We start from the raw sequence: 11,749 nt of genomic DNA, 5'->3' as shown, positions 1-11,749 counted from the left end.
CCCCCTAGGCTGCACGCATGGGCAAGCAGGAAGACTTCGTACTCCGCGCACTCGAGGAGCGCGACGTCCGCTTCGTGAGGCTGTGGTTCACCGACGTGCTCGGGTTCCTCAAGTCGGTCGCGGTCGCGCCGGCCGAGCTCGAGGGGGCCTTCGACGAGGGCATCGGGTTCGACGGCTCGGCGATCGAGGGCTTCGCGCGCGTCTACGAGGCCGACATGCTGGCCAAGCCCGACCCGTCGACGTTCGCGATCCTGCCGTGGCGCGCCGAGGGCCCGTCGACGGCGCGGATGTTCTGCGACATCGTGATGCCCGACGGCTCCCCGTCGTTCGCCGACCCGCGGTTCGTGCTCAAGCGCACCCTGGCCAAGGCCGCCGAGAAGGGCTTCACCTTCTACACGCACCCCGAGATCGAGTTCTACCTGTTCAAGGACACCCCGCAGTCGGGGGTCGACCCGGTTCCGGCCGACCGCAGCGGCTACTTCGACCACACCGCGCAGTCGATGGGCGCCGACTTCCGCCGCGAGGCGATCACGATGCTCGAGTCGATGGGCATCTCGGTCGAGTTCAGCCACCACGAGGCGGGCCCGGGGCAGCAGGAGATCGACCTGCGCTACGCCGACGCGCTGTCGACGGCCGACAACATCATGACCTTCCGCACCGTCATCCGTGAGGTGGCGCTGAGCCAGGGCATCTGGGCCAGCTTCATGCCCAAGCCCTTCACCACCCACCCCGGCTCCGGCATGCACACCCACGTCAGCCTCTTCGAGGGCGACCAGAACGCCTTCTACGAGGCCGGGTCCGAGTACCAGCTCAGCGAGACCGGCCGCCGCTTCATCGCCGGCGTCCTCAAGCACGCCCCCGAGCTGAGCGTCGTCACCAACCAGTGGGTCAACTCCTACAAGCGGATGATGTTCGGCGGCGAGGCACCGTCCTACATCTGCTGGGGCCACAACAACCGCTCCGCGATGGTCCGGGTGCCGATGTACAAGCCCAACAAGGGCGCCTCGACCCGGGTCGAGCTGCGCACCCTCGACCCCGCGTGCAACCCCTACCTGGCCTTCGCGGTCGTGCTCGCAGCCGGGATGAAGGGCATCGAGGAGGGCTACGAGCTGCCGCGCGAGGCCGAGGACGACGTGTGGGCGCTCACCGAGCGCGAGCGCAAGAGCCTCGGCATCGACCCGCTGCCGCGCAACCTCAACGAGGCGATCACCATTGCCGAGCAGTCCGAGCTGCTCGCCGAGACCCTCGGCGAGAACGTCTTCGACTTCTTCCTGCGCAACAAGCGCGCCGAGTGGGACGACTACCGCGGTCAGGTGTCGGCGTGGGAGCGCGACCAGATGCTGCCGGTGATCTGAGAGCCCGACCCGACGTGCCCGAGATGCCCGCCCCGCTGGTGCTGGTCGTCCAGCACCAGGACAGCTGCCCGCCGGCCCTGCTCGGCGAGTGGCTGGTCGAGGCCGGGTGCGTGCTCGAGGTGGTCCGCCCGTACGCCGGCGACTCGCTGCCCGCGCCCGACGACCTCACCGCCTACCAGGGGCTGGTGGTCCTGGGCGGGTCGATGGACGCCTGGGACCCGGACGTCGCGTGGCTGATGCCCGTACGCCGCCTGGTCCTCGAGGCGGCGGCGCTCGCGGTGCCCACCCTCGGCGTCTGCCTGGGCCACCAGCTGTGCGCGCTGGCCTTCGGCGGCGACGTCGGCCGCAGCCCGCACGGCCAGCAGGTCGGGCTGGGCTGGGTGCGCTGGACCGACGAGGCCGAGCACGACGACCTGGTCGCGCCCGGCGGCCCGCACCCCCTGCCCCAGCCGGGGATCTTCTGGAACGACGACGTCGTCCTGCGCGACCCGCCCGGCGCGTTCGCGCTGGCCCGCACCAAGGACGGCGACGTCCAGGCGATGCGCTTCGGACCCACCACGTGGGGCGTGCAGTGGCACCCCGAGGCCACCCCCGAGATCCTCGCCGCGTGGGCGGCCTCCGACGCCGAGCGCCACCGCGCACGCGGCATCGACCAGCAGGCCCGGCTCGCCGAGGTCGCGGCCGCCGCCACGGGCCTCGAACGGGTCGGGCGCGAGCTCGCCGACCGGTTCGCCGCCCGGGCGCAGGACCTCGCGGCCCAGCGACCAGGGGAGCTCGGGTGAGCCGCGCCCTGTCCGGCCTGGCCAAGGGCAACCTGCTCCGCCTGGGCTTCCAGGACACCGAGCGGGCTCTCGCGCACCTGGCCGAGCTGGGCGACGCCGCCGAGCCGCTGGTCGCGCTGCTGGCCCGCACCGCCGACCCCGACGAGGCCCTGGTCTGCCTGGTCCGGCTCGCCGACGCGGCCGGCGCCGAGCGCGCGGCCCTGCTCGACGCGATCGTCGACGACGAGGGCACCGCGATGCGGCTGCTGTGCGTGCTGGGCGCCAGCGAGGCGCTGGCCCACCACCTCGTGCGCCACCCCGAGCACTGGCGCGAGCTCACCGACCCGACCCTCGGCTCGACCCGCCCCGCGGCGTACGCCGTGCGCGCCGACCTGCTGCGCGCCGTCGGCGCCGACCCCGACGACCCGACGCCGACCGCGACCCTGCCCGACGCGCAGGCCGTCGACGCCCTGCGCGTCGAGTACCGTCGGGTGCTGCTGCGCCTGGCCGCGCGCGACCTCGCCCACGACCTGGGCCTCGACGACGCGGCCGCCGAGCTGTCCGACCTCGCGGCCGGCACCCTCGAGGCCGCGCTCGCGATCGCCCGCCAGCGCCTGGGCGACGAGGCCCGGCTGGCCCGGCTCGCGGTGATCGCGATGGGCAAGTGCGGCGGCCACGAGCTCAACTACGTCAGCGACGTCGACGTCATCTTCGTGCACGAGCCGACGGCCGGGGCCAGCGACGGCGCAGCCCTGCGGGCCGCGACCCGGCTGGCCAGCAACCTGGTCCAGGTCTGCTCCGACCACACCGGCGAGGGCACCATCTGGCCGGTCGACGCCAACCTGCGCCCCGAGGGCAAGAACGGTCCGCTCACCCGCACCCTGGCCAGCCACCGGGGCTACTACGAGCGCTGGGCCAAGCCGTGGGAGTTCCAGGCGCTGCTCAAGGCGCGCCCGGTCGCCGGCGACCTCGCGCTCGGCCGTGACTTCTGCGCCACCGTCGAGCCGATGGTCTGGAGCGTGGCCGACCGCGACGGGTTCGTCGCCGAGGTGCAGGCGATGCGCCGCCGGGTGCTGGAGCACATCCCGGCCAAGGAGGCCGACCGTCAGCTCAAGCTCGGCTCGGGCGGGCTGCGCGACGTGGAGTTCGCCGTCCAGCTGCTCCAGCTGGTGCACGGCTGGGCCGACGACCGGATCCGCTCCTCGACCACCCTCAGCGCGCTCTCCCAGCTCACCGAGCACGGCTACGTCGGCCGCGAGGACGGGGAGGCCCTGCACGAGGCCTACGCGTTCCTGCGGACCCTCGAGCACCGCCTCCAGCTGCGGCAGCTGCGGCGTACCCACGTCGTGCCGGAGGACCCCGACTCGCTGCGGCGCCTGGGCCGCAGCGTCGGCTTCCACAAGGAGCCGGCCGCCACGCTCGCCAAGGTCTGGGAGCACCACCGGCGCGAGGTCCGTCGCCTGCACGAGAAGCTGTTCTACCGCCCGCTGCTGACCGCCGTCGCGCGCGTGCACAGCGGCGAGGTGCGGCTGTCGTCGCAGGCGGCCGGGGCGCGGCTCGCCGCCCTGGGCTACGACGACCCGCAGGCCGCGCTGCGCAACCTCGAGGCCCTCACCAGCGGCGTCACCCGCACCGCGTCGATCCAGCGGGCGCTGCTGCCGGCGATGCTCAGCTGGTTCGCCGAGGGCGCCGACCCCGACGCCGGTCTGTTCGGCTTCCGGCGGCTCAGCGAGGCCCTGGGGCGCACCCCGTGGTACCTCAAGACCCTGCGCGACGAGGGCCAGGTCGCCGAGCGCCTGGCCCACCTGCTGTCGACCTCCCGCTACGTCACCGGCCTGCTCGAGCGCGAGCCCCAGGGCGTGCGGATGCTCTCGGAGGACCTCGCGCCCCTCGACGCCGAGACGATGCTCGACGAGATGCGCTCGCGCTCCGAGCGCCAGGACGACGTCGACAAGGCCGTGCGCGCCGCCCGCGCCGTACGCCGCCGGGAACTGCTGCGCGTCGCGGCCGGCGACGTGCTCGGGCTGACCGACGTCGCCGAGGTGGGGGCGGCGCTGTCGCGCATCACCGACGCCACCCTCGAGGCCGCGCTCGAGGCCGCCGGGCGCGGCGTATGCCGGGCGCGCAGGCTCGACACCGCCCCGACCCGGCTGGCCGTGGTCGCGATGGGCCGCTACGGCGGCTTCGAGCTGTCCTACGGCAGCGACGCCGACGTGCTCTTCGTGCACGTGCCCGTCGACGGCGCCGACCCGCAGGTGGCCTCGTCGTACGCCACGGCGGTCGCCAACGAGCTGCGTCGCATGCTGGCGTTGCCCGGCACCGACCCGGCCCTGGTCGTCGACGCCGACCTGCGCCCCGAGGGCAAGCAGGGCGCCCTGGTCCGCACCCTCGACTCCTACGCCGCCTACTACGCGAAGTGGTCGAAGGTCTGGGAGGCCCAGGCCCTGCTGCGCGCCGACGCCGTGGTCGGCGACCCGGGCGTCCGCGAGGCGTTCACCGCCCTCATCGACCCGTTGCGCTACCCCGTCGCCGGTCTGCGCGAGGACGACGTCCTCGAGGTCCGCCGGATCAAGGCGCGTGTCGACCGCGAGCGCCTGCCGCGCGGCGCCGACCCGACGCTCCACCTCAAGCTCGGACGCGGGGGACTGGCCGACATCGAGTGGACCGTCCAGCTGTTGCAGATGCGGCACGCCGGCGAGGTCGAGAGCCTACGCACCCCGCGGACCCTGCCGGCCCTCGAGGCCGCCCGCGACGCCGGCCTGGTCGCCTCCGACGACGCCCGGCTGCTCTGCGAGGCCTGGCGGACCGTCAGCCGGGTCCGCAACGCCGTCACCCTGGCCCGGGGCAAGGCCGGCGACGAGATGCCGCGCGACACCCGCGAGCGGGCTGCGGTCGCGAGCATCCTGGGCTACCCGCCGGGCAGCACCGACGAGATGGTCAACGACTACCTGCGGGTCACCCGCCTGGCCCGGGGCGTGGTCGACCGGGTCTTCTGGGGCTGAGCCGACGGACAGACGCCGGTGATTGCCCGGTTGTGTTGATAAGTGACAGGATGTTCCATCGCGGGCCGTGACCGATCCCCCCAGAGGTCGCGGCCCGCGGTCGCGCCCCGGTCCGTATGACGCGTCCGTGCTCGCGCCTCGGAGCCGGTCGCAGAGGTATTGAGCAGTTCTTGAGGTTTTCTGGATCAGGACCTGATGAGCGGCCTGCAGGATGGGAAGTCACGATCCGAGGGAGATCCGTCCATGACCGCGTTCGACCCGAGCAGGTTGCTCGACCTCGTCGACGATGCCTCCCAACGGCCGTTCGTCCTCGAGCTCGCGCGCACCTACCGGCGGATGCTCGAGCCGCGGGTCGCACGCGTGCTGGCCTCGGTCGGCGCGGGCGACGTCGACGAGGCGATGGACGCGGTGCTGAGTCTCAAGGTGTCGTCGACCATGACTGGCGCCGACGAGCTGTCCGGGCTCGCAGCGCACCTCGAGACCGACCTGCGGCGGGGCGACCTGCGCTCGGCGGGCGCCCAGGCCCTGCTCCTACCCGACGCGGCGCAGCGCGCCGCAACGGCGATCGACACCTACCTCGCCCAGGACCCGACCGCGGCCGAGGCCTTCGAGGGCCACGGGGCCCGCACGTCCTGACGTCTTGGGCCGAGCCCGCAGCGGGTCGCCCGCCGCGGGTCGGTCAGTCCAGCGACTCCATGCGGTAGCCGACGCCCCGCACGGTCTTGATGAACTTGGGGCGGCCGGAGCCCTCGCCGAGCTTGCGTCGCAGGTTGCCGATGTGGACCTCGACGAGGTGGGTGTCGCTGGCCCAGTCGGTGCCCCAGACCGAGCGCAGCAGGGCCTCGCGGGTCCAGACCCGGGCGGGGGTGCGCATCAGCTCGGTGAGCAGGTCGAACTCGGTGCGGGTCAGCGAGAGCTCGTCGGCAGAGCGGAAGGCACGGCGTCCGTCGACGTCGACGCGCAGCGGCCCGTGCTCGAGGACCTCGTGGTCGGGCTGGAGCGCGACGGCGATGGCGGCCTGGGACGAGGCCGGCGCGGGTCCGGCCGCGCCGACGCCACGACGCGGACGGCGGAAGAGCGCGTTGATGCGGGCCTTGAGCTCGCGCACGCTGAAGGGCTTGGACAAGAAGTCGTCGGCGCCGGTCTCGAGCCCCAGGAGGCGGTCGATCTCGTCGTCGCGGGCCGTGATCATCACGACGTAGGCGTCGGTGTGCTCGCGGATCCGGCGGCAGGTCTCGATGCCGTCGATGCCCGGCAGCCCCAGGTCGAGGGTCACCAGGTCGGGGTCGAACTGCTTGACCTGCTCGATGCCGTCGAGGCCGGTCGCGACCGAGCGGACCACGAAGCCCTGAGTGGTCAGGGTGAACTCGATGAGCGACCGGATGTCCTCGTCGTCCTCGACGACGACCGCCCGGCGCTCCTCATGTTGCTCCTGTGACACGCGGGGGAGTCTGCCAGAGTCTGCGCAGGATGCCAGCCACCCCCCGCCGCAGCGTCTGGCGCGGTCTCGCGTCGACGGGCGGGTGAGGGGCGTCACACGCCGGATCCGTCCAGCGACACGGCGACGAAACAATCGCGACACCCGCGGCTCCTAGGTTCACCGCAGGCGGCGGCGCCCGAGGCCGGCGCACGCTCGGCCCGACATCGAGGGAGCCCCGCCCATGACCGCCAACCCCGTACGCCTGCAGGCCATCGCCGCCGTCGAGGCCTACGTCCCGCCGCCCATCAGCTTCGACCCCGGCGAGGAGCCCGGCGAGATCTTCGGCTCCAACGTCTTCAGCCTGACGGTGATGCAGAAGCGCCTGCCCAAGTCGGTCTACAAGTCGGTCGTCTCGACGATCGAGAAGTCCACGCCGCTCGACCCCGACGTCGCGGACGCGGTCGCGTCGGCGATGAAGGACTGGGCGCTGGAGAAGGGCGCCACCCACTACGCCCACGTGTTCTACCCGCTCACGGGGCTGACCGCCGAGAAGCACGACAGCTTCCTCGACCCGGTCGGCGACGGGACCGCCCTCGCGTCGTTCTCGGGCAAGACCCTCGTGCAGGGCGAGCCCGACGCCTCGTCGTTCCCCAACGGCGGGCTGCGCAACACCTTCGAGGCGCGCGGCTACACCGGCTGGGACGTGATGAGCCCGGCGTACGTGCTGGAGAACCCCAACGGCAACACCCTGTGCATCCCGACGGTCTTCATCTCGATGACCGGCGAGGCCCTCGACCACAAGACGCCGGTACTGCGCTCGCAGCAGGCGATGTCGGTGCACGCCAAGCGCGTCTTGGAGCTGTTCGGCCACACCGAGCCCGACAACGTCGTGGCCTACTGCGGTCCCGAGCAGGAGTACTTCCTCATCGACAGCCACTTCTTCTGGTCGCGCCCCGACCTGCTCAACGCGGGCCGCACCCTGTTCGGCGCCAAGCCGCCCAAGGGCCAGGAGTTCGACGACCACTACTTCGGCGCGATCCCCGAGCGCGTGCTGGGCTTCATGATGGACACCGAGCGTGAGCTCTTCAAGCTCGGCATCCCCGCCAAGACGCGGCACAACGAGGTCGCCCCCGGTCAGTTCGAGGTGGCGCCGATGTTCGAGCGCGCCAACGAGGCCTCCGACCACCAGCAGCTGCTGATGACGACGTTCAAGTCGGTCGCCCGCAAGCACGGCATGGAGTGCCTGTTCCACGAGAAGCCGTTCGACGGGGTCAACGGCTCGGGCAAGCACGTCAACTTCTCCCTCGGCAACGCCGAGCTCGGCTCGCTGCTCGTGCCCGGCGACAACCCGCACGACAACGCGCAGTTCCTCGTCTTCTGCGCCGCCGTCATCCGCGCGGTCCACCTGTACGGCGGCCTGCTGCGCGCGTCGGTCGCCTCGGCGTCCAACGACCACCGCCTGGGCGCCAACGAGGCGCCGCCCGCGATCATCTCGATCTTCCTCGGCGACCAGCTGGCCGACGTGTTCGACCAGATCGCCAAGGGCGGCGCGACGCACTCCAAGGAGAAGGGGACGCTCACCATCGGCGTCGACACCCTGCCCAACCTGACCAAGGACCCCGGCGACCGCAACCGCACCTCGCCGTTCGCCTTCACCGGCAACCGCTTCGAGTTCCGCGCCCCCGGCTCCCACCAGACCGTGGCCGGCCCGATGGCCATGATCAACACGATTATGGCCGAGGCGCTCGACCACTGCGCCACGTCGCTCGAGACCGCCGTGGCCGCCGGCACCGACTTCAACGAGGCCGTCCAGACGCTGCTGTCCGAGATCGTCGCCAACCACGGTGCGGTCATCTTCAACGGCAACGGCTACTCCGACGAGTGGCCGATCGAGGCCGAGCAGCGTGGCCTCAAGAACCTGCGCACCACCGTCGACGCCCTGCCCGAGCTCATCTCGCCCGAGGCGATCGAGCTGTTCGCGAAGTACGGCGTCTTCAACGAGGGCGAGGCGCACAGCCGCTTCGAGGTCGGCTGCGAGCAGTACGTGCTCGCCGTCACGGTCGAGGCCAACCTCACCCTCGAGATCGGGACGACGACCGTGCTGCCGGCGGCGCTGCGCTACCAGACCGAGCTCGCGCTCAACGTCAAGGCGCTCACCGACGCGGGCCTCACCCCCGACCGCTCGACCCTCGAAGCCGTGAGCACGCTGGTCGGCTCCCTGACCTCGGCCCTGGCCGACCTGAGGACCCTGCTCGCCCACGAGCACGCCGACGACCTGCTCGAGACCGCGACCATCGTCCGCGACCGCGTGCTGCCCGCGATGGCCGCCGTCCGCGCCGCCGCCGACGAGCTCGAGGGCCTCGTCGCCGACGACCTGTGGCCGCTGCCGACCTACCAGGAGATGCTGTACATCCTTTGATTCGTCGCTGACCGGTGGGCTCGCGCGGCGGGCTCATGCCCGTGGGCGGCACGGGGGCGCGATGCTGTCCCGGTGCGGTCGGGGGTCTCGTGACGCTCCCTAGCGGGAGCTCCTCGACCACCGTGGGGAGGGCGGGTGCGACGCGCGGGCCTGGGGCAGGGTCACTGTCGCCGCTGGTAGGCGCGGACCTGGCGGCGGGCGATCCGCAGCACGTCGCCCAGGGCGATGTTGAGGTCGAGCAGGTGCAGGCCCCAGGTGGCGTCGGGGGACGGCGACAGGTGGCGGGCCCCGGCGAGGGGGCGCAGCAGCAGCACGCGGGCGCCGTTGACGGTCTCGCAACGGGCCGAGTAGCGGTCGGCCGGCCGCAGCCACGGCGTGTCGGCGCTGGGCGGCGGGCCGCCGTACAGCTGGAGCGCGAGCACGCCCAGGACGCCGGGCAGCATCTCGGAACGGACCAGGGTGGTCACCGGCCGGCGCGCGTTGCGCCGCAACGACGCGGGGTTGGTGCACGCGACCTCGTAGCGGGCGCCCTCGGGCAGACCGAGCCCGGCCGACGGCTGGTCGTCGAGCGGGGGCCGACCGAAGCGGCTGTCGTCGGGCGGCGTGTCGCCGAACGTCGACCACGCCAGCACGCAGTGCAGCTGGGTCGCGGTGCGGCACAGCCGCAGGTGGGCGAAGTCGCCGCCCCGGTCGCGGCCGCGGCGCACCAGCACGTTGGCCCCGGGCAGGATCGCCGAGACCAGACGGCGGCGCAGCCGCGGCATCGGGTCGATCTCCTCGCGGACCAGCTTGCGCAGCAGGCGCGAGCCCTGGGAGTGCCCGACCAGCAGGAACGGGCGCCCGCGGTTGTCGTGCGCCAGGTAGGACCGCCAGGCGGTGAGGACGTCGCGGTAGGCCAGGCGGTTGAAGCCGGCGCGCTGGCGCTCGGTGAACGCCCGCTCGGCGGCCAGGGCGGCCAGCGTGCGCTGCCGGTAGAGGGGCGCGTAGGTCCGGCAGACCTGCGAGAAGCGCATCGCCTGCTGGCGGGCCACGGCCCGCACCGACGCCTCCGTGGTGCGGCGCGCGTTGGGCGTCGGCTGCTGCGAGGCCGTGGGGTAGACGTAGAAGCAGTCCACGCCGGGTCGGCGATCGCGGGCGGGTCGGACCACCGACGCGGTGCCGTCGCTGCGGCGCACGGTCGTGGTCAGGTCGCCGACGCAGGGCTGTGCGCCCTGCGCCGGGCGGCACAGCCAGGAGACCGAGCCGTTGACGGCGTGAGCCGGGGCCGGGGTGGTCGCCAGCAGCCCGGCGACCAGGGCGAGCACCGTCAGGAGGCAGGTGTGGCGGGCACGGGTCAGCACGGGGGTGAGGCTCTCACACCGTCGTGGCGCCGACCTCCCCCTCGCGACGTCCGCGCGAGGTCGCCACGAGCACCCGCGGCGGCGTCGCCGGTCGGTACGGCGACCGGCCGGGACCACCGACACGGCCTCCGGCCTCGGTCAGCAGCAGCGAGCCCGGGGCGTGGTCCCAGGGCTTGGTCTTGAACCAGACACCCCACCCCGCCTCGCCGGTCGCCAGGCGCGGGTAGTCGACGCCGCAGCAGGAACCGGTCCGACTCCGGCTCGGGTGGGCGGTGCGGGTGGTGTCGAGCCGGACGCCGTCGCGCCACGCCCCGGCGCCGCGCTCGGCGACGTAGGCGGTGCGGTGCTGGGGCTGCCAGATCCAGCTGCGCACGACCACGCCGTCGCGCAGCTCGGCGACCATCACCGCGTGGTCGGGTGAGCCCTGGACGAAGTTGCGGGTGCCGTCGACCGGGTCGACGGTGAACACGTGGGGCGCGTGGGCCCAGCCGCGCAGCAGCGACGGGTCGGCGGCGACGGCCTCCTCGCCGAGGACCACGGCGTCGGGGTGGGAACCGCGCAGCGCGGCGGTGATCAGCACCTCCGCCTCGCGGTCGGCGACCGTGACCAGGTCGCCGGGCCGCCGTTTGCTGGTGACCTCGCCGCGCCGCAGCGACCGGAACCGGGGGTCGACCACCTCGGCCGCGACCTCCTGCAGCAGGGCCAGGACGTCCTCGGTCTCCACACGCGCACGCTACCCACACCGGGGCCGGCTCCCACCTGCGCGGGTGGAGAGGCGCCGGCCGCCGAGGGGCACGGTGGACTGATGACCACCATGCCCACAGAACCGCAGCCGGCCACGCCGGACGAGCATCCCGACGTCGTGCCCAGCCTCGACCCGGACCAGCCCATGGCCGACCCGCAGACGCACCCGGCGCCCGAGCCCGAGGGGAGCTGACCCATGGACACCCCCACCATCGTCGCCGTCCTGGTCGCCGCGGTCGTCGTGCTGGTGCTGCTCGCCCTGCTCGTCGTGCTGCTGCGGCGCCGCTCGGCCCACACCCGCGAGCAGCGCCTCGCCTCGGCCGAGGAGCTGCGCGGCCGGGCCGCGAGCCACGACCCCGACGTCCGCTCGGCGGCCCAGGAGGCGCGCGTCGCGGACGCCCAGGCCGAACGCGCCCGGGCGCAGGCGCAGCAGGCCGAGCAGGTCGCCGAGGGGGCCCACCGCCGCCTCGCGCACGAGCAGGCGACCCAGGAGGACGTCGTACGCCGGGCCGACGAGCTCGACCCGCGCATCGACACCTCGGCGCCTGACTACGAGCCCGTCACCGGTCCCGCGCTCAAGGGCGCGCACGCCGATGACGTGGTGGCACCGACGACGCCGACCGACCCCGCGACCCGCGAGACCGAGGTCGTCGACCCGGCTCCTGGTCCCGCGACGCAGGGCACGCACCGCGCGGAGTGACCTCCGGT

Annotated in this window: 10 protein-coding genes; 7 read left to right on the top strand and 3 right to left on the bottom strand. The window is 73.3% G+C overall.

The annotated features are described in order from the left end of the window. The first annotated feature begins 17 nt into the window (after positions 1–17). The 4 genes from glnA (at position 18) to FZC61_RS20060 (ending at position 5,754) form a co-directional block, all read left to right on the top strand. Complete coding sequence (glnA, locus tag FZC61_RS20075; protein ID WP_148615966.1) at positions 18–1,355, top strand: type I glutamate--ammonia ligase; 1,338 nt, start codon at positions 18–20, stop codon at positions 1,353–1,355. A 23-nt stretch (positions 1,356–1,378) separates the two neighbouring features. Then, positions 1,379–2,137: a type 1 glutamine amidotransferase gene (locus FZC61_RS20070; protein ID WP_148615965.1), complete on the top strand. Its 759-nt coding sequence runs from the start codon at positions 1,379–1,381 to the stop codon at positions 2,135–2,137. Continuing rightward, positions 2,134–5,118 (top strand): bifunctional [glutamine synthetase] adenylyltransferase/[glutamine synthetase]-adenylyl-L-tyrosine phosphorylase, encoded by a 2,985-nt coding sequence (locus FZC61_RS20065; RefSeq protein WP_148615964.1) that lies wholly within the window; start codon positions 2,134–2,136, stop codon positions 5,116–5,118. The genes FZC61_RS20070 and FZC61_RS20065 overlap by 4 nt, the downstream gene beginning before the upstream one ends. 243 nt (positions 5,119–5,361) lie before the next feature. Further along, positions 5,362–5,754: an Hpt domain-containing protein gene (locus tag FZC61_RS20060; protein WP_170286200.1), complete on the top strand. Its 393-nt coding sequence runs from the start codon at positions 5,362–5,364 to the stop codon at positions 5,752–5,754. 43 nt (positions 5,755–5,797) lie between these two features. Here the strand turns inward: FZC61_RS20060 and FZC61_RS20055 are convergent, their stop codons facing one another. Next, on the bottom strand, positions 5,798–6,559 hold the full coding sequence (locus tag FZC61_RS20055) for a response regulator transcription factor (protein WP_148615962.1): 762 nt from the start codon (positions 6,557–6,559) through the stop codon (positions 5,798–5,800). A gap of 220 nt (positions 6,560–6,779) precedes the next feature. Here FZC61_RS20055 and FZC61_RS20050 point away from each other — a divergent pair, with 220 nt between their 5' ends. Next, positions 6,780–8,957, top strand: a complete 2,178-nt coding sequence (locus FZC61_RS20050) for a glutamine synthetase III family protein (protein ID WP_148615961.1) — start codon at positions 6,780–6,782, stop codon at positions 8,955–8,957. Positions 8,958–9,118: 161 nt separating this feature from the next. Here the strand turns inward: FZC61_RS20050 and FZC61_RS20045 are convergent, their stop codons facing one another. Together FZC61_RS20045 and FZC61_RS20040 are read right to left on the bottom strand one after the other, a co-directional pair. Next, complete coding sequence (locus FZC61_RS20045) at positions 9,119–10,297, bottom strand: DUF3089 domain-containing protein (protein WP_170286199.1); 1,179 nt, start codon at positions 10,295–10,297, stop codon at positions 9,119–9,121. A gap of 13 nt (positions 10,298–10,310) precedes the next feature. Further along, entirely contained in the window at positions 10,311–11,021 is a 711-nt protein-coding gene (locus FZC61_RS20040) for an inositol monophosphatase family protein (protein ID WP_148615959.1), read from the bottom strand. An 81-nt stretch (positions 11,022–11,102) separates the two neighbouring features. On the opposite strand from FZC61_RS20040, the gene FZC61_RS24010 reads away from it, so the two are divergent. Both FZC61_RS24010 and FZC61_RS20035 read left to right on the top strand, forming a co-directional pair. After that, positions 11,103–11,234, top strand: a complete 132-nt coding sequence (locus FZC61_RS24010; RefSeq protein ID WP_281289853.1) for a hypothetical protein — start codon at positions 11,103–11,105, stop codon at positions 11,232–11,234. 3 nt (positions 11,235–11,237) lie between these two features. After that, positions 11,238–11,741, top strand: coding sequence for a hypothetical protein (locus FZC61_RS20035; RefSeq protein ID WP_148615958.1), 504 nt, complete (start codon positions 11,238–11,240; stop codon positions 11,739–11,741). The last annotated feature ends 8 nt before the right edge of the window (positions 11,742–11,749 follow it).

The organism is Nocardioides rubriscoriae (assembly GCF_008087085.1).
GTDB lineage: Bacteria > Actinomycetota > Actinomycetes > Propionibacteriales > Nocardioidaceae > Nocardioides > Nocardioides rubriscoriae.
The sequence above is the reverse complement of the archived record's forward strand: the minus strand, read 5'-3'. Positions and strand labels throughout refer to the sequence as shown.

What these genes read in the sequence shown, in the direction of transcription:
- glnA (WP_148615966.1), top strand. Translation starts at nt 18, where the DNA reads ATGGGCAAGCAGGAAGACTTCGTACTCCGCGCACTCGAGGAGCGCGAC.
- FZC61_RS24010 (WP_281289853.1), top strand. Translation starts at nt 11,103, where the DNA reads ATGACCACCATGCCCACAGAACCGCAGCCGGCCACGCCGGACGAGCAT.
- FZC61_RS20060 (WP_170286200.1), top strand. Translation starts at nt 5,362, where the DNA reads ATGACCGCGTTCGACCCGAGCAGGTTGCTCGACCTCGTCGACGATGCC.
- FZC61_RS20035 (WP_148615958.1), top strand. Translation starts at nt 11,238, where the DNA reads ATGGACACCCCCACCATCGTCGCCGTCCTGGTCGCCGCGGTCGTCGTG.
- FZC61_RS20050 (WP_148615961.1), top strand. Translation starts at nt 6,780, where the DNA reads ATGACCGCCAACCCCGTACGCCTGCAGGCCATCGCCGCCGTCGAGGCC.
- FZC61_RS20070 (WP_148615965.1), top strand. Translation starts at nt 1,379, where the DNA reads ATGCCCGCCCCGCTGGTGCTGGTCGTCCAGCACCAGGACAGCTGCCCG.